Consider the following 20,024-nt stretch of genomic DNA (forward strand, 5'->3'; position numbering starts at 1 on the left):
ACATCAGGGAATTGGCTCATTTTTGCGCTTTCCCGGCTAAACATCGTCGGCGTAGGGATAATTCATGCCCCGCGAATATGCGATGTTGACATTGGTTGCCAATGGTTGCATAATGTTGTTGTTGATTTTTTGGCACTGCACTATCGGGAGACGGCGAATGGCAAGCGGCCGCGGTGTCGTACCGCCTTGGGAAGAAGCGTCGGCCGCGCCGGCGTTCGTGAAGGACAAGATCAAGGCAGCCGCGAAGGCGCTGTTCGACCAGATCGCATCGGGCACCGTCAGCTACGGCAGCCGCCTACCCTCCGAACGGGACCTGGCCGAAGAGCTTGCGCTCACGCGGGACGCGACGCGGCAAGTGATCGACTTCCTGGAATCCTATGACGTCGTCCGGCGGCGCCCCAACAGCGGGACATTCGTCGCTTATCGGGCGAAGCCCGCGCCGAAACTCGGGGCAACGCGGCTCACCACCGACGGCCTGCTCGACATCTCCGCGATTGTGGATGCCGCTTCCCCGTTCGAGTTCACGATCGTTCGCTCGATTGTGGAGCCGGAAATGGTGAGGCTGGCGGCCATGTACATGTCGGCCAGCGATCTGCGGAACCTCTCCCGGCTGGCGCAGCGCCTGGTCGAGATCGTCACCGAGGCGGCCGAGTTTGCCGAGCTAGAGAGGGAGTTTCTGCTGACGGTCTCGACGGGAACGCACAACCCCGTGCTGATTTCGATGTACAGCGTGGTCGATGCCATCCGCCGCCAGCCGGAATGGCTCCGCATCCGCGCCCAGACGCTGACGCCGTCGCGCCTCACGGACGAGCGCAACAAACTTCAATCGCTCTACGAAGCGTTGGCGGCACGGGATGTCGAGACGGCGGTCGAGTTCATGAAGCTCATCGTCGCCGACGAGAACGATGTGGTCGTGGCGCGCGGCTGACGCCTACAGCTTGGCGACCAAACGCGCGCGCTGATCCCACATCAGGTTCATGCTGCGCACGTGCTTGATCAGAATGCTGCCGTGACGCTCCCACCAGTCGAGGATCGATCCGAACTCGACGATGCGCGCTCGTCCACCCTGGATCATGACGACCGGCCAACAGCCGACCAGCGCGTTGTTGATGCCGAAGAGCTCGCGCCCCCACCACGCGGCCTCACCGAATACGTGCTTGCCCTTGCCGCCGATCTTCACGGCCGCCAGCACGGCCGCGGGATGGAAGGTGCGCGCGCGCTGGACGGCGTCTTTCCAGAATTCCAGCGCGGACACATATGACCAGGACACGGAGCTCCAGTTGTCCGGATAGCGCCTGCAGAACTCCTCGTAGAACGCATGCGGTTCAGAGAAGTTGATCTGCGGCTCCAGCAGGGCCGGATCGTCGAAATCCGGAAACTGGAAGACGAAGCCTTCCATGAACTCCTCGCTGGTCTGCTCGACCAGGCGCTGGTAGGCGTCGCAGGTGCACGAGAGAATGCGCCCCTTGAACCCTTGCTTGTAGGCCTCGATCGTCATGGCGTGCACAAAGGGCTCGTAGGCCGTATCCCAACAGAGGATGTCGGGTTCGAGAGCCAAGAGGCTCGCCACGATCTCCGAGAAATCGCTTGTCGTGTTGGGGAACAGTCGCTCGGCGAGAAGATGGATGCCCGCAGCCTCGAAGGCCGCGCGGTAGGTCGCGATGGACGGGAGCCCGTGCTCGTCGTTTTGCGTGCACAGAACGGCTGTCCCCAGAGACGGATCGCTTCGCTTGAGCCAGTCCACGCCCGTCACGTTGTAAAGTGGATGCACCTCGCTCGGGGCGAACAGCGTTTGCGTGTCCGGCGAAAGGTCCGTCGGCAGCAATGTGGTGGTGAGCACCCGGTGCTCGTTCACGAAATCGCGCACCTCGCGCGAAAAATCGTTGCCGCCGACCATGAGCAGAATGCGAACATCGTCTTCGAGGACGAGCTTGCGTGCACCTGCGAAGGCCCCCTGAGGGGTATACCCGGTATCGTACGGCACGATGTTGACCAGATAGCTCCGGTCGCCGACGCGCAGGCCGCCATTCGCATTCAGCCGGTCGCGCCAGATCTCGCACCCGCGCAGTCCCGGTTCACCCCAGGAATGCAAGTGTCCGGTCAAGGGCGCCAGGAATCCAACGTTGACCGTGCCTTTGCGCTGAATGGACAGCTGAGGCAGGGCGGTCGACAGCGCTGACGAAAGGGGGCTTCGTGGTCGGTGGATCATCGGCCGTTTGGTTGCGGGCGCGTAACGGACCGGGCGAACCAGTCCACAGGCGCGGTCTGCGCTCCAAGTCCAGTACCTTACTGCGCATTCATTGACGCTGGTCAAGAGCTTGCACCACGCCGAATGTACAGTTTTCCTGCCGCCCGCACTCGCGTAGATGAGTGATGACCGCTTCCGGGACGATCGGATAAGATCTACGGCCCGCAACCGCCCACGACCCAACCGCTTACAGAGAACCCCTATATGGCCCTAAAGCCCCGAAGCGCGGTTGCATCAGCTCTCGCAGTTGCCATGCGAGACGTCGGTCTCAGCTCCAAAACGGTGATCCGCATCGGCTTCCTCGCGCCACTCACGGGGGCGCTCAAGTCCTGGGCGGTTCCGGGCCTCAATGGCGCGATGATCTGGATCGACCGCATCAACAGCACCGGCGGCCTGAAGGTGGGAAACCGGAAGTACATGATCGAACTCATCCAGTTCGACACGATGTACCAGCCGAAGCTCGCCCTGCAGGGGGCGCGCAAGCTCATCCTCGAAGACGGCGTCAAGCTGCTGCTGATGATCGGCGGCGACGACATATCGCCCGAAGTGAGGCGGCTCGTCAGCCAGTACCGGATGCTGGTCGCCACACTGCTGCCGACCGACCTCTCGCCGGATTGCCCAACCCTGGTTGCGCCGAGCGAGGTCCATCCCCTTTACAACGTCACCGGCGTGGACTGGCTTCGCCGCACGAAGCCGCACCTCAAGACCGCCGCCATGTGCGCCCAGCGCGACATGTTGGGCCTGCCATCGATCGCGACGTATCGCGCGGCCTTCGAGGCGGCGGGCATCGAACTCGTGGCGGAATGCCTGTTCGATCCCGACGTGGAAGATTTCGGCGCGATCGTGGAACGGATGATGGCCGCATCCCCCGATATCCTCTGCTGGGATACGGTATACGAGCCCTTCGTTCATTCGCTTACGATCGAAGCGTTCAACCGCGGCTTCAAAGGGCAGCTTCTTTCCTGCACGTGCGACAACTATCCGGAGCTCATCGAGCGAACCAGCCCTGAGTTCATGGAAGGGTTCGTGTTCCAATTCCCGGATTTCGACGATCAGCGCCTCAACGAACCGCAGATCAACTTCGAAGACCCCAACGCCTTCTACGACGAGTTCTGCAGGCGCTTCCCCGGCTCATGGAGCGCGGTTTCGTGGGAGTACGCCTCCACGCTCGAACTCTGGAAATCGGCCGTGCAGCGGGCGCGCACGTTCGAGCCGTTCTCCGTGCTGTCGATGATGAAGGTGGGCGGCGTCGGCCACCATGCGTTCGGCGAGGCGATCTGGTGGGGCCGCGACCTCTTCGGCATCGATAACGCACTCGTGGGCGACTGGCCTGTCGTCGCCATCCAGAACGGACGCGCGCGTATCCAGGAGTTCGTATCGATGCGCGAGTGGTGGTCGAAGCACAAGGCGGGACTGATCCGGCACCTGCGCGCGCTCGACCTGATGTGGGACCAGCGCGAATCCGTCGCGTCGTCGACGTAGCGCCACGCGCGCTCGCGCCTCCGATCACGACTCGTAGATCATCGTCTCGTGCGTGCTTGAAACGTGCAGCGTAATCAGCTCCACGGCCGTCTCGACGTTTCTGCGCTCGATGGCGTTGAAGAGTGACCGGTACAGGTGCTGATTGTTGCGGATACGCGCCGGAGTCAGCATCTCCCGCCTGCTCGCAGCCCACTGCGGATGACGGCGCACCTCGTGCAGGATGGCGTACATCGCGACGATCAACGAGTTGTGGGTTCCACGCGCGATGATCATCATGAACCCCTCCTCGAGCGCGGCGAACTTGTCCGCCTCGGTCACGACCGTCTCAAGCATGGTGACCTGCTGCGACAGCTCGGCGATATCGCGTGAGGACATGTAGATCGTGGCGAGGCGCACCATTTCCGGCTCGATGATCGAGCCCGCGATGTTCATCGCGAACGGCGACGCCGTTTCGGCGAGCTGACTGATCGTCGGATATCCGGCGGAGGTCACGGTCGCGGCAGCGACCACCTCGGGCGGCGGCTCGGGCGCTGCGTAGCTGACGAAGGTCCCACTGCCCGGCTTGCGCGCGACCACGTCGTAGGCGGCCAGAAAATCGAGCGCCTGGCGGATGGTTGCGCGCGACTGGTTGAACTCTTCGGCAAGGTCGCGCTCGGCGGGGATGCGCGTTCCATAGGGGTATTGAAGCAGCGCAATGCGATCGAAGATCTTTGTCGCGATCTCCTTTACCTGTAGCGGCACGAAGGGATGTTTGGTGACATCGGTGAGCCAGGGTAGCTTCATGCTCGCTCCTTCGTTCGCATCAGCCTCAGCGCGCCGCCCGGGATGCCGAGACATTCGCAGCACGCGGCGGCGGCATCAACAGCGCCGCCAGCCGTACAGCGCAATCGAGCCGTGCCCAGAAATCCAGCGGTGGCTTCGCCGCTTCGACAATCCGGCTCACGGCTTTCGCTTTCGATTCGTAAAGTGACGCGTGCGCGGCGCCAGCGCCTTCATCCCGCGCAGACAGAAAAGCTAGCTCCGCGCACGATGCTCCGAACGCCTGCGTGAGACTGTGCCGAAGCGTCTTTCTGCGCGCCGCAAGCTCGGGCGTGCTGCGCGCAGAACGGGCCTGAAGACTATTGAAACGAGCGATTTCGCGGCCCGCCTGACAGAGCTGCACATAGCGTTTGCGACGCATGCGCGTGAACGCGTCGGGATCACGCGCGGCAAGGCGGAAGTGAAACGATGAACTCGTCGGCGCGATCGGCAGCTCGCGCATTTCGACTGTCTCAGCCACCGCATGCCAACAGTCTTCAGACGCTTGAAAATCCGCGCGTGCATCAGGCGCTCGATCGAGCAGCGCATTGCCGACCGCGGTGTTCGACAACGCAACCGCGGCCACTGCATCGCCGTGGCGATGCTCGCCGATGAGACCGAACGCATCGACCCAACTGCGAGCCGCAGATTCGCTCTCTCCGGTGGCCATGAAGCGAAAGCCATCGAGCGTCGCGCCTGCCCAGATTTGCGTCAGCGGCTCACATTTCACGGGGTCCACGCCGGTTTTCCACATCGAATGGTCTGTCGCTTAACTCGCGATTGTATCTGAATAAAAATGCATTGCAACCTATTTAAACCAATTAAAACCAAAATAGTCTCGCAACGCACCATTTGTCTTAAGTCCATAAAATAACGGTTTTTTCCGTCTTGACGCCTGAAAACCGGGCTCAGCAGCTCAATATTATGACTTGTCCGCATAGCTGGGCTGCGTAAAATGGACACATCTGGAAACCGTTGGTTCAAATTGGTTCCAATTGGTTTGTTAGGACCTTGGTTGTGGGGGACCGCAACGGAGCGAACGACACGGAGAACTAGAAGCCGCATTTTTCAGGAGTCGTGCCGATGGCCGTACCGGGAACGCTAGCTGCGGATGGGGGAGCAAATGCCGGCTCTTCCAGCCAACTCATCAGAGCAATCGATTGGAGGGGAGCATTCTGGGTCGCCAGCGGCGTTCCTGCTCTCGTGCTCTTCTCGATCGGCGGAATCGCCGGCGTGGCAGGCAAACTCGCCTTCCTCGTCTGGTTCGTTTCGATGATCATGGGACTGATCCAGTCCTTCACGTACGCTGAAATCGCCGGTCTGTTCCCGAACAAGTCGGGCGGCGCTTCGATCTACGGCGCGGCCGCCTGGGTGCGTTACTCCAAGATCATTGCCCCCCTCTCCGTGTGGTGCAACTGGTTCGCCTGGACGCCGGTTCTGTCGCTCGGCTGCTCCATCGCTGCCGCCTACATCCTCAACGCACTTGCACCGGTACCGCCGGCCGACTCGGCACAGGTCCTGGCATGGGTCAGCGCTCATGCCTCGTCCATCACAGCCGACTCTCCCCGCGTTGCCGAGTGGCTTGTCGCCAACCAGGGCAAGGCCGCTGCCGATGCGGTCGCAGCGCTTCTTTCGGCTGACGCCGTCGCGGCACTGACGCCCTCCATCCGCAACTGGACGCTGTTCCACGGTGCGCTCGGACCGGTCTCGTTCTCGTTCAACGCCGCCTTCTTCATCGGCGCGGTGCTCATGCTGGTGACCTTCGCCATTCAGCATCGCGGCATTCTGGGCACTGCGAGCGTTCAGAAGTTCATCGGCCTCGCCGTGATCATTCCGATGTTCATCGTCGGCATCGTGCCCATCCTCACGGGGCAGATCGACTGGTCGAACTACACACCGCTGACGCCACTCAAGGCGGCCTACGCTCCCGAAATCGGCGCGTGGGACGTTGCGGGCTGGACGCTCATCCTCGGCGCCATGTTCATCGCCGCCTGGTCGACGTACGGCTTCGAAACGGCGATCTGCTACACAAGCGAATTCCGCGATCCGGGCCGCGATACCTTCAAGGCCATCTTCTACTCGGGCCTGCTCTGCCTCGTGCTGTTCACGCTCGTGCCGTTCACCTTCCAGGGTGTGCTGGGTCTTGACGGCATGCTCGCCCCGTCCATCGTCGACGGATCGGGCGTGGCGGAAGCTCTCGGCTCGATGGTCGGTCACGGCGGTTGGGTCACGAGCCTGCTCGTGATGATGATGATCCTGGCTCTGATGCTGTGCCTGATGACTGCCATGGCAGGCTCATCGCGCACGCTGTACCAGGGCTCGCGCGACGGCTGGCTGCCGAAGTACCTGAGCCACGTCAACTCGCACGGCGCGCCGACGGCAGCCATGTGGACGGACCTCGTCGTCAACCTCGGCATCCTTGCAATCGCCTGCGCCGACGCAACGAGCTTCTTCTTCATCCTGGCCGTTTCCAACTGCGGCTACATCATCTTCAACTTCCTCAACCTGAACGCGGGCTGGATCCACCGCATCGACAACGCGGACGTTCCCCGTCCGTGGCGGGCGCCGACCTGGGTGCTTGCTGTCGGCACCGTCCTGGCCTTCGTGAACGCAGTGTTCATGGGAGCGGGCGCGAAGGTGTGGAATCCGATCGCGCTGTGGGCCGGCCTTGCAACGGCTGCCCTCATCATCCCGGTGTTCCTGTTCCGTCACTACGTGCAGGACAAGGGCGTCTTCCCGGCTCACATGCTGAGCGACCTCGGTTTGACCCAGGCCGACGTTAATCGCCGCAAGGCGGGCTTCCTGCCCTACCTCACGCTCATCGCCGGACTGATCGTGGTGCTGGTTTCGAACTGGTACTTCCAGCTCCCCGCTTAAGCGTCAGGCCAATGCGCGGACCGAGGCAACTGCCCGCCTCGGTCCGCGCGACATCGACAAGACGCCCCAAACAAAAAAGCGTTCGCAATGGCGAAAATGGAAACCCCCAATGAGTAAAAGACAGTCAGCCCTCAACGATCGGCACCTCGCCCTGGGCGCCGACCTCGAGTCCGTTTCGTGGAACGGAATGGCTATTCCCCAGACCTATCGCACCGACCCCTATGACGAGACGGCGGCCGTGCGCTATCGCGCCGGGCTGTTCGACGTTTCCGCGCTGCGGATCATCAACGTCTCGGGCAAGGATGCGCTCAAGTTCCTCAACCACGTGCTCACGTCGGACGTTTCGAAGGCGAAGCCCGGCGACTCGCACATTTCCAACATCGTCGACGAGACCGGCGCGCTGATCGACGACGTCATCGTCTATGTGGACGGACCGACGGAGTTCCGGATCTCGCACGGCGGCGGCAATCTCGACAAAGCCTTCGCGGCCGAGGCCGGCAAGTACGACGTCAAGATCGCGCCCGACAACGACGTCCATATCCTGTCGCTGCAGGGCCCGCTGGCTCTCGAAATCCTGGCGCCGCACACGCCGCTCGATCTGCCGGCGCTGGCCTACTTCCATCACGCGAAGTCCAAGCTGTTCGGCAAGGACGTGCGCCTCGCGCGCGGCGGCTATTCGGCCGAGCGCGGCTATGAAGTGTTCTGCTCGGCTGCGGATGCGCCGTTCCTGTGGGACGAGATCCTGAAAGCGGGCCGCGACAAGGGCGCGATGCCGGTGTCGTGGGCGTGCCTCGATATCGTTCGCGTCGAAGGCGGCCTCCTGTTCTTCCCCTACGACATGACCCACGGCGACACGACGCCTTGGGAGGTCCGCGCGGACTGGAGCATCGATCTCAAGAAGGCGGACTTCATCGGCAAGAGCGCACTCGCCGCCAAGAAGGGCCAGGAGCGTTCGTTCATCACCGGCTTGGAAGTCGCCGCAGACAAGGCCATCACGCCCGGCGCGAAAGTGCTGGCCGACGGCAAGCAGGTGGGCGTCATCACCAGCACCACCTACAGCCAGCATCTCATGAAGTCGCTGGCGATGGCGCAGATCGAGCCGTCGCACACCAAGATCGGCACGGCGCTCAAGGTCACCGATGACGGTGATTGGTCCGCAACCGTGGTTCCGATGCCGTTCTACGACCCGCTGCGTCGCCGTACGCACCCCGAAGGCGCATCCGCTTAGCCGGCTCGCCACCCCCTCAAACCAAACGTGAAGATCACGCGATAAATCCGAGCGAAAGGGAAACGTTATGAGACAACGCATTGCAATCATCGGCGCAGGACCAAGCGGTCTGGCCGTTCTGCGCGCCTTCGAAAGCGCCCGCAAAAAGGGCGCCGAGATTCCGGAAATCGTCTGCTACGAGCGCCAGAGCGACTACGGCGGGTTGTGGAACTATACTTGGCGCACGGGCATCGACTCGTACGGCGAGCCGGTACACGGCAGCATGTATCGCTATCTCTGGTCGAACGGCCCCAAGGAGTGCCTCGAGTTCGCCGACTACTCGTTCGAAGAGCACTTCGGCCGGCCGATCCCGTCGTATCCGCCGCGCGCCGTGCTGCACGACTACATCAAGGGCCGCATCGATCGCAGCGGCATTACGCACTACATCCGGCTGAACCACGCCGTGCGTTGGGTCACCTACGACAACGACACCGAAAAGTTCTCGGTCGCCGTCAAGGACCTGACGACGGACGAGCTGCAAACCTCCGATTTCGACTATGTCTTCGTGGCCTGCGGCCACTACTCCACGCCCATCACTCCGGAGTTCCCAGGCCTCAACAAGTTCCTGGGACGCACGCTCCATTCGCACGACTTCCGCTCTGCCGACGAGTTCGCCGGCAAGGACGTGCTGTGCATCGGATCGAGCTACTCTTCAGAGGACATCGGCATCCAGTGCTACAAGTACGGCGCCAAGTCCGTCACGTTCTGCTGGCGCACGAAGCCGATGGGGTTCAAGTGGCCGGAGACGCTCGACGAGCGCGAGCTGCTTGAAAAGGTCGAAGGCAAGACCTGCTACTTCAAGGACGGCACGAAGAAAGATTTCGACGCCATCATTCTCTGCACAGGCTACTCCAACCACTTCCCGTTCCTGGACGATCCGCTGCGTCTGAAGTCGCGCAACCGCTTGTATCCGCCGAACCTCTACAAGGGCATCTTCTGGTGGAGCAATCCGAAGTGCATGTATATCGGCATTCAGGATCAGTACTACACCTTCAACATGTTTGACGCTGAAGCGTGGTACGCCCGCGATGTCGTGCTGGGGCGGATCCAACTGCCGAACCCCGGCGTCATGATGGACGACATCCAGAAGTGGACCGCCTCCGAGGAGGGCGTCAAGGACGCGTTCGAGGCGATCGATTTCCAGACCGAGTTCGTTCGCGATCTCCTGCAGGCGACGGACTATCCGCGTCTCGATGTCGACGAGGTCGCACGCATGTTCAAGGTGTGGGAGCATCACAAGTCCGACAACATCCTGACCTACCGCGACCAGGCGTTCAAATCGACCCTGACGGGGACGTTGGCGCCCGTGCACCACACGCCGTGGCTCAGTGCGCTCGACGACTCGCTGGAGACGTTCCTCAACCAGCCGAACAAGGCCGCTGCCGCGGAGTAATCGCACGGCTTGCAGCAATCGATCTGGCCGCGCCTTCGGGCGCGGCCAGCGTATCGCTTTTACTGAAGGGCAGGACACATGACCGACGCCATTCTTACTTCAAGCGCCCGACCCAAAATCTTCGTGGCTGGCAGCCCCTCCCTCGATCCGGGTGTCGAACGCTTCGTGCTGAAGGGCGGCGGAACGGCCGGCTTCGAGCTGGATAGGGGCGATCGCATCGAGCTCAGCCCGCTCGAGGGCGGCCAATCGGTCGAGATCGTCGTTTTCGGCAGCGGCGGCAAGAGCGATCTCGGCGCGCTCGGCCTGACGGGCAAGGCGAAGGCGACCGGCATTCAAAACTGTCTTCAACGCGACAGCGAAGACGCCGCACGCGTTCGTTTCGGATTGTATCGCCGTGGCCTGGATATCGGACGCGCGCATGCAGCAACTGTCTTCGGTCCGGACTCTACTGTCAGCGACCTGATCAGCCTGCACGCCGAAAAGACCGTGTTCGTCGTGCTCGGCGCGCCGGCAACTCCCATGCTCGTCTGGGACCAGTCTCCGGCGACCGACGTTCTTGTCTTCATCCAGCGCGCGCGCCCGCGTGTGCTCGGTCAGGCCAGCCTGCCGGATCCCATCGCGGAGCCTCGCCTCGATATCCGGGTGAATGTCGCCAGCGCCGAGAAGTTCGAGGTCTACGAAGGCGAGTACATCCAGATCATCGACGTGCAGGGCCGCCAGTGCTCGGACTTCCTCGCTTTCAATCGCAGGGCGCTCGATGAAGGGCGCTCGCAGGGGCTCGATGCCGTCACGACGCGCACCCTCAACGGCGCCGCCTATCCGACGCCCGGCCTCCACTCCAAATTCTTCGATCAGGATCGCAATCCGCTGGTCGAGATCGTGCAGGATACGGTCGGCCGCCACGACACGTTTAACCTGGCGTGCACCACGCGCTATTACGAGGACATGGGCTACTTCGGCCATCCCAACTGCACGGATAACTTCAACACGCAGTTGAAGGAGTATCCGATCGGCGATCACACGGGCTGGCCGGCCATCAACTTCTTCTACAACACCAACGTGGACGCCCATAACAACATCTGGTCGGACGAGCCGTGGTCGCGGGCCGGCGACTATGTCGTCATGCGCGCGCTCACCGACCTCGTGTGCGCGGCCTCGTCGTGCCCCTCCGACATTGATCCCTCCAATGGCTGGCGCCTGACCGAAATCCAGGTCCGGGTCTACCCCAGAGACGCAACCTTCAAACGTTCGATCGGATACAGAATGACAGCGGATGCTCCTGTCCAATTTACGCGCGAGTCCGGTTTTCATCCCCGCACGTCGGCTCTGACGCGCAACTTCGGAGATTACCGCGGCTTCTGGGTGCCGCACTGCTTCGCCAACGCGGGCGCCATCGAGGAATACTGGGCGTGCCGCGAGCGCGCCGTCATCATGGACCTCTCGGCGCTGCGCAAGATGGAAGTGCTGGGCCCGGATTCCGAACAGTTCCTGCAAGGCATCGTGACGCGAGACGTGCGCAAGCTGGCCGTCGGGCAGGTGTTCTACACGACGATGTGCTATCCGCACGGCGGCATGGTGGACGACGGCACCTTGTTCCGATTGGGCGACAACAACTTCCGCTGGATCGGCGGCGACGACGCGAGCCTGCTCTGGCTGAAGGAGCAGGCCGCCAAGTCCGGCTTCAATGTGCATCTGAAAACGGCAACGGCTGAAATCCACAACGTGGGCGTTCAGGGTCCGCGCTCGCGCGAGATCCTGCTAGAGATCATCCAGACGCCCCCGGGGCGGCCGACGATCCAGGAACTCGGACTGTTCCGTTTCACGACGGGGCGCATCGGCGGGCCTCAGGGCACGCCCGTGCTGATCTCGCGCACCGGCTACACGGGCGAGCTGGGCTATGAGCTGTTCTGCCATCCCAAGGATGCACCGACGGTGTGGGATGCGGTGATGGCTGCGGGCAAACCCATGGGCATTCAGCCGTTCGGCTTCGACGCGCTCGATCTGGTTCGCATCGAAGCGGGCCTCGTGTTCGGCGGCCACGACTTCGACTCGACCACCGACCCCTTCGAAGCGGGCATCGGCTTTACGGTGCCGCAGAAGAAGGAAGAGGACTACATCGGCAAGGCGGCACTTGAAAAACGCCGCGCCAATCCGCTGCGCAAGCTCGTTGGCCTCGAGATCGCGGGCAACGAAAAGCCGTCGCATGGCGATCCTATTTTCGTCGGGCGTGCGCAGGTCGGCATCGTCACCAGCGCGATGCGCTCGCCGCTCCTGAAAAAGACCCTGGCTTTCGGCCGCGTCGATGTCGCCCATTCTGAGGCCGGCGGCGCGCTGGAAGTCGGCCGCCTCGATGGCATGCAAAAGCGCTTGAAAGCGACCGTCGTGCCGTTCCCGTTCTACGACCCCGAGAAAAAGCGGGTTCGCATGTAGCTTTGGACTTCCGTCCATTGAGTTCGACAAACAGCAAGGATCAAGAGGATAACATGTCGGAAATTTGGTTCCGCGCCGGCGAGGCGACTGTATTGGCCGCCGAGGGGCAGGTCACGGACGCGATGCCCGAAGTCGTCATCGGCTCCGTCAAGGGGCCGGTCGGCACGGCGTTCGCATCGATGATGGGGCAGACCGTAGGCCACACGCGGTTCTTCGTCATCCGCGACCTCAACCAGATGGTGCGCCCGGCGACGATGATGACGTCGAAGGTCACGATCACGAGCGAGGCCTACATCGGCCTGTTCGGCGGCGTGGTTCAAGGTGCCATCGGCGACGCAATCGTCGATTGCCTGAAGGAAGGCATCCTGCCGGCCGATATCGCCAACGACGTCTGCATGATCATCACCGTTTGGCTCGATCCGCGCTGCCCCGACGACCCGAACCTCGACAAGAAGGATCTCTACCGCACGAACTACGAGGCGACGAAGATCGCCATCGGCCGTGCGATGAAGGGAGAGCCGACTGTCGAGCAACTGATCGCCAACCGGACCAAGATCTCTCACTACGCCCTCGCGGGCGTTATCGACTAACGACGTTTCCTCTCTTTTCCCCAGCGTGCGCACTTCGAGAGCGGTGGACTTACTCCCCTTGCCGCTCTCGCTTTTTTTCTTTGCACTGCACAAAAGCAAATGCGCCGCAAAGCGCGACCCAGAGCTTGATTGTCAGCGATCCCCGCCTAGATAATGCAGGTGGGCGCTGGACGACCTGCGCTAAGGCTCAACGGGGACGGCCCCATCTCATACTTGGAGGTGGCGCCCATGCGCACAGACGCTCCCACGACACCGCATCCCGATTTCCCGTTGATGTTTCTGTACGATGCGCGTCGCGCGTTTCGTGACGTGACGCGCTTCCCGGGACGGAGGTGAGCCATGCCGCACAGTGTCTACTTTGGCGGACAGCTTTACATTGAGCCCCACATTCTGCGAAACGTGACGGCCGCGGGGCCTGTCATTGCCAAGTACGGGGACACGCTTGTCCGCGAAATCGTCCGCGACGAGTGGGGCCGCGCGTATCGCTATGCGGGCGTGACCGCGCAGAACAAGGGCGCCTTCGATCCGGCGGCGCTGCGTGACGGCGAGTTCGTTCTGCCACCCGGCATCATCTACCGCATGCTGGACGGTGGACATCCGAGGTCGCGCGAACTTGTAAGCAGTTAGTTCGATCGCGCGCCGATCTCAGTCCTTGAATGCCGCCGGCACTCCTCGCCGGCGGTATTCTGGGCGGTGCGGGTCAACGCGGCGGTGCGCTACCATTCCTTCGTCACCGACAGCCGCACCGATCTCGGCTCCATCGGATGAAAATGAACGTCCTCGACGCCGCCCGCCGGCTCTCCTGGAAGCCGTGACTCGTAGAAGTAGTCGATCTGGCTTGTTTCCTCGTCGAGCAGGTTGTAGCCGTCGAGGCGGACGATGAAGCCGTTGTCAAACCTGTAGCCGATGCGCGCCGACACGGGCGTGCTCGAATTCGAGCGCACGCTGTTGTCCTCGATGAGCGGCCGTTCGCCGAAGTAGCGCACCTTTACGTGGCCGAACCAGCCGTCGAGATTGTCGAATGACAGCCCTGCCGATATGACCCCCTCGACGGCGCCCGGAATGTGTCGGCCCGGTGCGCCCGGATCATCTTCGCGGAAGCGGGCGTGGGTGTAGGCAGCATCGAAATCCAGGGTCAGCCACGGCGTCAGCTTGGCGTCGAACGTGAATTCGGCGCCGATGCGGCGGCTCGGCCGGCTCACCTCCGTCGTCCCGGCATCGCCGACGAAGACGATCTCGGAATCGAAATCGAGGACGAAGACGGCGAGCGTGCTGGTAATTCCAGAAGCAGGTTGCGTTCGCAATCCGATCTCGGCGCCTTCCGACCGTACAAGGAACGGCGACGGATCGACTGCCGTCAGGCTGACGGGATCGATCGTCGTCACGGTGCCGCGTGCGTCGTTGCTGTGGAATCCGGTGCCGGCATTGAGATAGAGCTCGGTATCCGCCCAGGGGCCGAGAACGATGCCGAACTTTGGATTGAGAATTGCGTCGGATTCGCTGCCGGAATTTGCAGCCCTGTCGCCGGATACCTCCGTGGCATAGAAATCGGCGCGCAGGCCGGCCGTCGTACGCAGCCAGTTCGTCCAGCGCAGCGTGTTTTCGGCGAAGACGCCGATGCTTCCCTCCTGAACGCTGTCTTGACGCACGGTCGAAACGTGGGCCCGGTCGCGCGTATTCGACAGCCCGACGTCGATGTCATCGTATCGGGTCTGGAAGCCGATGGTGGTTTCGCTGCGGATGCCGGGCGTCAGCATGCCAAAGAACGTGCGGCTGGCGTTCAGCCCGGCCATAAGGCGGTCGTCGGTCTGGCGGAACTGGTCGCCGTTGACCGGGTCGTTGAGGAAGTAAGTGAAATTGTTGAACAGCGAGAGATCGCTTTTCACGACGTACGCGTTGATCCGCGTTGCCGTCGTCGCGTCGGTCTCATGCCAGCGCCCGGACAGGCTGTAGCGATGGGACGCGCCGCCGTCGGTGGGATCGAGCGTGCCGAAACGATCGAGAGCGCCCGAGTCGACGGCGCGCTGCGGAATCTGATCGGTTGCGTACCAGTGGCCGGAGTAGGCCATGGCGGTGATCGCGAAACCGTTCGCGTAGCTGCCGTTGGAATAGCGAAGCACGCCGTTGAGCTTCTTGAGATCGTCCGGCCGCTCCCACGGGCCGTCGAAGGCCACGGCTTCCATCGCGACAACCACCGTGCCGTCGAGGCCGGCCGGCGCCGACATACCGGCAACAGCGCGGCGATGGCCGAAGCTGCCAACTTCAACCTGGCCGAAGTTTCTTTCGAGTTTGTCGGCAACATCGAGATGGATTGCGCCTGCCGACGAGAAGTCCCCTTCCGAGGCGTAGTACGGTCCCTTTCGGAACGACAGCCCGCGCATGATTTCAGGGATCATGAAATTGGTATCGGCGTAACCCTGGCCGTGGCCGTGCGTGCGCATATTGACAGGCATGCCGTCGATCGTGATTGCGAGATCCGTGCCGTGGTCGATGTTGAAGCCGCGGATGAAGTACTGGTTGGCTTTGCCCTCGCCGCTGTGCTGCGTAACGATGAGGCCGGGCACCGCTTCGAGCATTTCTCCTGTGCGATAAACGGGTACGCTCGCCAGCTCCGCGGCGCTGACGAAGCCCTGGCTTGCCGATTGCGCGAACCCGACTTCTCCCGCGCGCGGATCGAGGCTCTCGACCGCGGCGAAATCCGAAGCGACCGCTGGCGCGGATGGCGCGCCGGCCGAGGGCTTGGCTGGCAGGGACGCAGCGGCCGGCGCCTTCTTCGCTTTCGGCTGGGTGGTCGTGACGACGACGGGGGGCAGTTCTGCTGCCCCCTGCGCCAGCGCTCCGGTACTCCACGAAATGCAAGACAGAGCGGGCAAAAGTGAAACGGCAGGAACGATACGGTAGATCGACATGAAAATGCATCCTCATGAGCGATCCCGTGCGCTGTCACGGGGTGCCGCAAAGACGAATTTTCCTACAGAACGCCAGCCAGCCTGTCGTTCCATGGCGTGTCAGAGACCATGCGCGCCTTGCTTCACGCGGCGAGGAACACTCCAGCGATCGCGATTGCGCAGCCTGCAATTTTCGACATCACGTTGCTGGTCGAAACGAGGCGGCTTGCGCCCAGTCCCAGCCCGATGCCAGCAAGATGCAGCAGCGCCGTCGCGGCGAGGAAGCCGGCCGCATAGCTCGCGCCCGACGCATCGACGGGCATTTCTGCGCCGTGCGCTGCACCGTGAAAAAGCGCGAAGAAGCCGGCGAGCCCCATAGCGAACGTCAGCGGCAGAGGGATTTGAAGCGCGACCGCGACTCCGAGCGCGACGACTGACGCCGAGATGCCGAGTTCGACGTACGGCAGCTCGAAGCCCGACATCGCGAGCCCCGCGCCGACCGCCATCATCACCATGAAGGCCGCTGGCACCATCCAGAGCGCGCGCCCACCGAGAACGGCCGCCAGCAGGCCGACCGCGACCATGGCCAGCATATGATCCAGACCGCCGATCGGGTGCATGAAGCCATGCATGAGCCCGTCGACCTCTCCGTGCCCGACGTGAGCCGACGCATGGCCGGACATCAGGGCGAACAAAACTCCCGCGAGGGCTGTCCGAACGACAGAACGATTGAGCATGGCGCGTCTCACTTCATGACTTTGTTGCGATGACCAATATGACCTTCGGCGACAAGCGTGCCGAGCACATCGAGGACGACGCGGCACGCAAGCTGCGCCGTGTTGTCGTTGACGTCGTAGGGTGGAGAGACCTCGACGACCTCCATGCCGCACAGGCCTTCCTTGGCGATCGTGTGGATCATCTCGAAGGCTTCACGCGGCAGAAGGCCGCCCGGCTCGGGCGAGCCGGTTCCAGGCGCGAAGCCGGGATCGATGGAGTCGATGTCGAATGACAGATAGACGGCCTTGCAGCCCTCCCACGCCATTTCGAGCGCGACTTCCGCCGCCTTCTTCGGACCGAACGTCTGCACGTCGTGCATCGTCAGCACGCTCGTACCGCGGCGCTTGGCGACCTCGGTTCCGGGGCGGTTGCCGTACCAGCCGCCGATGCCGATCTGAACGAGATTCTTCGGATGGCAATTCGGAAGACCGACATCGTGCATGTGGCTGTGGTCGCGGTGCGAATGCGTTCCGCCTTCGTGCGTCGTCCAGAACCACGGCGTGGTGTGCATGCGCTCATCCATATCCTTTTCCTGGATATCGATGTGCCGGTCGATGTGGATGATCCCGACATTGCCGTCGATGTGGGGGGCGATGCCGCGCACGTTCGGAAAGCCGAGGCTGTGGTCTCCGCCGCAGATGATCGGGAAAACGCCGGAGGTGTAGATGTGCGAGACGGCCTTCGTCACCTGGTCGAAGGTTTTCTCGATGTTGCCCGGGATGACGAAGATGTCTCCCGCATCGCACAGGTTGAGCTCTTCGTAGATGTCCACGCCGCCGTCGAACCAGTATCCGTCGTACAGAGCGGAGATGCGGCGCACCGCCTGCGGCCCGAAGCGTGTGCCAGGGCGATAGGTCGTCGCGGAATCGAACGGGGCTCCCACGAAGGCGGCTTCGTATTGGCCGATCTTGCGGATGTCCTCGCAATAGGGCGCCTTCATGAAGGTGTTGATGCCGGCGAAGGCTGGCTGATGGCCGCGACTAAACAGCGAGATGTTGCGGTCGATCACGGACTCCGCCGCTTCGAGGCCGAATTCGAGACCTTGCCGCACCTCCTCGTCCTGCTTGCGCTGCGAGATGCGCGACAGGGTCTCCATCGTCCGGTGGCCGTGCGTTTCCTCGCGCTTCACGCCATGGGGCTTGTGCCGATGAACGTGGGGAACGTGATCGTGATCGTGGTCGTGACCGTGGTCACCGTCGTGTGGCTTCTTGCCCATTTCTCTGTCTTGTCCTCTTGCCGTTTCACTGCGCGCTGCGTCTGGCGCGCTAGTCGCCGAGACCCAGGCGTCCGATCCACTTGTTCGAATTGTATTTCTGTGTGTAGCCGTCAGCGTCGAGGCTCTTCAGGATCGAGGGATCCAGCCCCTCGCTGGCCGCGACAGTCTTTTGCGCGACGCCCGCTTCCGCGTAGACCGCGCTGAACATGTCCCACGTCGCCGGCCCGTATCCCGCAACGCAATCTGGACCGCCGAACACTTCGCCCCATCCTTTGCCCTCGGGAGCCTTGGGTGCGCCTTCCGGCAGGCTTTCGCACAGCGGCTTGCCGCCGACGCCGAATGCGCCGAGATTCTGGCTGAGGTTGAGCTGAATGGCGCCGTGCTGGTTCAGCTTGACGTCAGACACCGGCCAGCCGAGGCCCTTTGCGATGATGGCGTTGCCTTCTTCCGGATTCTCCTTCCACCAGTTGACGGCCTCGAACCAGCCGCGCAGCAGCTCCTTGGCGACCGCCGGTTTCTCCTTGAGCCACTTTTCGTTGCAGCCGATGCCGTCTGAAATCAGCCCGCGCTCCCACGTCCGGTCGGTGAGGCTCGTCTTGAGCACCTTCGATCCGGCGAGTTTCTGCGACTGGGCAACGAACGGATCGTAGTTGACGTCGATGTCGAGACCGCCGCTCGCGAACGCGGCCGCGCTCTCCTGGGGAAGCATCGACACCTGCGTTGCGTCGTTGAAGCTCATGCCTTCGCGGCGCAACGTCATCAGCATCCACATATGGTTGAGGAAGCCGTAGTCAGATCCGTACCTCTTGCCCTTGAAGTCCTTCACCGAGTTGATGCCCTCGGTCACGACCATCTTGTCGAGGCCGTAGGACATGTTCGAGTACGCGACGACCTTGATGGGAAGGTCGCCAGCGCGCGCGAGAACCAGAGTGTCGACGGTGTTATTGATGCATTGGACCTGACCGCTCGCCAGCGCGGCATTCTTCTCGGAGAGGCCCTCGATGATCTTGATGTCGATATCGAGGTCCTTGTAGAAGCCCTTCTCCTTGGCGATGTACCAGGCTGCGTAAGGCGAGAACGAAATGATCGCGACGGATACTTTCTCGGCGGCCATTGCGGCGGTCGATCCGGCATGAACAGAGCACGTGAGTAACAACGCCATCCATAGTTTGCGCATCGTCGTCCCTCCCCAGGGTCACATTTTCCAGATTTGATCCGTGACGTCAGTCGGCCCGCTTGATCTCCTCGCGCATCATGGCGAAGAGCCTGCGTTCGAGTTCGCCGTAGCCCGGAAGTGCGATCAGATCCTCCTTTTGCCGGTACCTCTTGCCCATCTTGAAATCGAGCGAGATGTCCGCCTTGATCTGGCCGGGCTGGCGCGTGAAGAATATGATCCGGTCGGCGAGATAGATCGCCTCCTCGATATCGTGCGTGATGGCGACGACCGTCTTCTGCTCGCGCTCGATCAACTCGATCATCAGCTCCTGCATTTCCCAGCGAACTTGCGCGTCGAGTGCGCCGAACGGCTCGTCCATCAAGAGAATGTTCGGGTTCTGCGACAGCGTTCTCGCAAGCGCCACGCGTTGCTTCATGCCGCCCGACATGCTTTTCGGATAGGCATCGGCGAAGCGCTCGAGATGCACGAGCTTGAGGAAATCACGCGCCCTCTCCTGCCGCTCCGCCTTCGGAACGCCCAGCACACGCATGCCGTACTCGACGTTTTGCACGGCGCTAAGCCAGGGGAACGACGTGTAGGCCTGGAAGATCATGCCGCGGTCCGGACCCGGGCCGCGCACCGGCTTTCCGAACGCCTCCACACCGCCATTGGACGGATATTCCAGGCCCGCGATGATCCGCAGCATCGTTGTCTTGCCGCATCCAGACGGCCCGACGAACGCCGTGATCTCGTTGGCGTGGAGATCGAACGACACGTTGTCCAAGGACTTGAACGTGCCCTTCAGGTAGGTCTTGCTCACGTTCGAAACGCGAAGCGGTACCGTGTTGGTTTGGCGAACAGAACTTTCCGCCGGACGCGTTGCAGCGATTGTTTGCATGGGA

Annotated in this window: 16 protein-coding genes; 8 read left to right on the plus strand and 8 right to left on the minus strand. The window is 62.4% G+C overall.

From position 1 onward, the window contains the following. Positions 1–157: 157 nt before the first annotated feature. Positions 158–928: an FCD domain-containing protein gene (locus K2Y42_RS03980; protein ID WP_291148727.1), complete on the plus strand. Its 771-nt coding sequence runs from the start codon at positions 158–160 to the stop codon at positions 926–928. A gap of 3 nt (positions 929–931) precedes the next feature. Here the strand turns inward: K2Y42_RS03980 and K2Y42_RS03985 are convergent, their stop codons facing one another. Continuing rightward, positions 932–2,209 carry an ABC transporter substrate-binding protein gene (locus tag K2Y42_RS03985; protein ID WP_291148730.1) on the minus strand — a complete coding sequence of 426 codons (1,278 nt, stop codon included), beginning with the start codon at positions 2,207–2,209 and terminating at the stop codon, positions 932–934. 291 nt (positions 2,210–2,500) lie between these two features. On the opposite strand from K2Y42_RS03985, the gene K2Y42_RS03990 reads away from it, so the two are divergent. After that, entirely contained in the window at positions 2,501–3,730 is a 1,230-nt protein-coding gene (locus tag K2Y42_RS03990; protein ID WP_291148732.1) for an ABC transporter substrate-binding protein, read from the plus strand. A gap of 24 nt (positions 3,731–3,754) precedes the next feature. On the opposite strand, the gene K2Y42_RS03995 is transcribed toward K2Y42_RS03990, so the two are convergent. Together K2Y42_RS03995 and K2Y42_RS04000 are read right to left on the minus strand one after the other, a co-directional pair. After that, positions 3,755–4,513 (minus strand): FCD domain-containing protein, encoded by a 759-nt coding sequence (locus tag K2Y42_RS03995; protein WP_291148733.1) that lies wholly within the window; start codon positions 4,511–4,513, stop codon positions 3,755–3,757. Positions 4,514–4,538: 25 nt separating this feature from the next. Further along, the gene (locus tag K2Y42_RS04000) at positions 4,539–5,267 is read right to left on the minus strand and encodes a hypothetical protein (protein ID WP_291148735.1); all 729 of its coding nucleotides are present in this window, start codon (positions 5,265–5,267) and stop codon (positions 4,539–4,541) included. 344 nt (positions 5,268–5,611) lie between these two features. Here K2Y42_RS04000 and K2Y42_RS04005 point away from each other — a divergent pair, with 344 nt between their 5' ends. From K2Y42_RS04005 to K2Y42_RS04030, 6 genes are all read left to right on the plus strand, one after another. Next, positions 5,612–7,405, plus strand: coding sequence for an APC family permease (locus K2Y42_RS04005; protein WP_291148738.1), 1,794 nt, complete (start codon positions 5,612–5,614; stop codon positions 7,403–7,405). 109 nt (positions 7,406–7,514) lie between these two features. After that, the gene (locus K2Y42_RS04010; protein WP_291148739.1) at positions 7,515–8,633 is read left to right on the plus strand and encodes an aminomethyltransferase family protein; all 1,119 of its coding nucleotides are present in this window, start codon (positions 7,515–7,517) and stop codon (positions 8,631–8,633) included. A 67-nt stretch (positions 8,634–8,700) separates the two neighbouring features. After that, positions 8,701–10,065, plus strand: a complete 1,365-nt coding sequence (locus K2Y42_RS04015; RefSeq protein ID WP_291148740.1) for an NAD(P)/FAD-dependent oxidoreductase — start codon at positions 8,701–8,703, stop codon at positions 10,063–10,065. Positions 10,066–10,143: 78 nt separating this feature from the next. After that, positions 10,144–12,495, plus strand: coding sequence for a DUF1989 domain-containing protein (locus K2Y42_RS04020; RefSeq protein WP_291148742.1), 2,352 nt, complete (start codon positions 10,144–10,146; stop codon positions 12,493–12,495). 53 nt (positions 12,496–12,548) lie between these two features. Further along, the gene (locus K2Y42_RS04025; RefSeq protein WP_291148743.1) at positions 12,549–13,085 is read left to right on the plus strand and encodes a formaldehyde-activating enzyme; all 537 of its coding nucleotides are present in this window, start codon (positions 12,549–12,551) and stop codon (positions 13,083–13,085) included. Positions 13,086–13,424: 339 nt separating this feature from the next. Beyond that, positions 13,425–13,712 carry a hypothetical protein gene (locus tag K2Y42_RS04030; RefSeq protein WP_291148746.1) on the plus strand — a complete coding sequence of 96 codons (288 nt, stop codon included), beginning with the start codon at positions 13,425–13,427 and terminating at the stop codon, positions 13,710–13,712. A gap of 89 nt (positions 13,713–13,801) precedes the next feature. Here K2Y42_RS04030 and K2Y42_RS04035 read toward each other — a convergent pair whose 3' ends face one another. From K2Y42_RS04035 to K2Y42_RS04055, 5 genes are all read right to left on the minus strand, one after another. Continuing rightward, the gene (locus tag K2Y42_RS04035; protein ID WP_291148747.1) at positions 13,802–15,994 is read right to left on the minus strand and encodes a TonB-dependent receptor; all 2,193 of its coding nucleotides are present in this window, start codon (positions 15,992–15,994) and stop codon (positions 13,802–13,804) included. 122 nt (positions 15,995–16,116) lie between these two features. After that, positions 16,117–16,656 carry a HupE/UreJ family protein gene (locus K2Y42_RS04040; protein ID WP_291150176.1) on the minus strand — a complete coding sequence of 180 codons (540 nt, stop codon included), beginning with the start codon at positions 16,654–16,656 and terminating at the stop codon, positions 16,117–16,119. Positions 16,657–16,718: 62 nt separating this feature from the next. Next, the gene (locus K2Y42_RS04045; RefSeq protein ID WP_291150180.1) at positions 16,719–17,846 is read right to left on the minus strand and encodes an agmatinase family protein; all 1,128 of its coding nucleotides are present in this window, start codon (positions 17,844–17,846) and stop codon (positions 16,719–16,721) included. A gap of 169 nt (positions 17,847–18,015) precedes the next feature. Beyond that, on the minus strand, positions 18,016–19,080 hold the full coding sequence (locus K2Y42_RS04050; protein ID WP_291148748.1) for an ABC transporter substrate-binding protein: 1,065 nt from the start codon (positions 19,078–19,080) through the stop codon (positions 18,016–18,018). A 109-nt stretch (positions 19,081–19,189) separates the two neighbouring features. After that, on the minus strand, positions 19,190–20,020 hold the full coding sequence (locus K2Y42_RS04055) for an ABC transporter ATP-binding protein (RefSeq protein WP_291148750.1): 831 nt from the start codon (positions 20,018–20,020) through the stop codon (positions 19,190–19,192). Positions 20,021–20,024: the final 4 nt, after the last annotated feature.

This window comes from Hyphomicrobium sp., assembly GCF_019744875.1.
Lineage (GTDB): Bacteria > Pseudomonadota > Alphaproteobacteria > Rhizobiales > Hyphomicrobiaceae > Hyphomicrobium_C.